The sequence below is a fragment of the Nocardia sp. NPDC051463 genome (assembly GCF_040681975.1).
In the GTDB taxonomy this organism is placed as follows: domain Bacteria; phylum Actinomycetota; class Actinomycetes; order Mycobacteriales; family Mycobacteriaceae; genus Nocardia.
The window spans coordinates 1-1,196 of the sequence record NZ_JBFBAB010000072.1 but is presented as its reverse complement, the minus strand read 5'-3'; the positions used below and the strand labels follow the sequence as shown (position 1 = coordinate 1,196).

General features: G+C 68.2%; 1 protein-coding gene. It reads left to right on the top strand.

All coding sequences use genetic code 11. The features are described 5' to 3' along the window. On the top strand, window positions 1–1,196 hold a 1,196-nt coding region (locus AB0M74_RS35185), incomplete at both ends, for an IS30 family transposase (RefSeq protein WP_366530631.1).

Sequence of the window (1,196 nt, the reverse complement as noted above, 5' to 3'; positions counted from 1 at the left end):
TCAGCTGGCGCGGCTGGTGGATTCCGGTGTGCCGGTGAAGGATGCCGCGTCGGCGTTGGGGATTGCGCGGCAGCGGTGCTATGCGATTCTGCGGGCGATGGGCCGCCCTGTGGGTAAGCCTCGGCGGGCGCGGCGAACAGCGGATTCGGGCGTGGTCGGGTCGGTATTCGGCTCGACCGGGTCGGTGGACCGGGCAGCCAAAGCGGCTGGGGTGTCGCATTCGGTTGCCCGGCGGATCCTGGTCGAGGCAGGGTTGGTTGGCGCGGACCGGACGCCGCGCGGTAAGGCGGAGGCCAAGACGCGGTTGCTCGTGCTGCTCGCGGCCGGCTGGTCGGTGGCGCGAGCGGCTCGCGAGGTCGGGGTGAACGAGCGCACTGCGCGGGACTGGCGCGATGGAGTCCGCAAAACCTCCAACGGCAACCGGGTGCATCCGGACGGGACGGTCGTGGACTACACGAGCGGGACCCGCTACACATCTGCGGTGACCAAGATCGACAACGCCGCGATCAGCGACCGCTACCTGTCGCTGGCCGACCGGCTGGCGATCGCGGACGGACTGCTCACCAGGCAGTCTTTCACGCAGATCGCCGCCCGCATCGGCAAGCACAAATCGACGGTGTCGCGGGAGGTCGCCGCGCATCGTGTCGACGGCCTCTACCTGCCCTATCAGGCCGATAAGACCGCCGCTGCGCGCCGGGCTCGGCCGAAACGAGCCAAACTGGTGGTCGACCACGCCCTGCGGGACGCGGTGGCTCAGGGTCTGGCGCAGCGGTATTCGCCCGAACAGATCAGCTATCGCCTGCGCAAGGACTTCCCCGACGACGAGAGCATGTGGGTGAGCCACGAAACGATCTATCAGGCCCTGTATTTCCAAGCCCGCGGTGGACTGAAACGCGAAGTGGCCCAAGCCCTTCGGACCGGGCGGACACGCCGCAAACCACATCGTGCGCCCGGGCAGCGCACCCACCGGTTCGTCGACGAGATGATCATGATCAGCGATCGGCCCGCCGAGGTCGACGACCGCGCTGTCCCGGGCCACTGGGAAGGTGATCTGATCACCGGCGAACACAACAAGTCTGCGATCGCGACCCTGGTCGAACGCAGCACCCGCTACACCATGCTGGTCCACCTGCCCGGCGGGCACGACGCCGAGTCGGTGCGCGACGGCCTGATCACGACGATCTCGACCCTGCCCA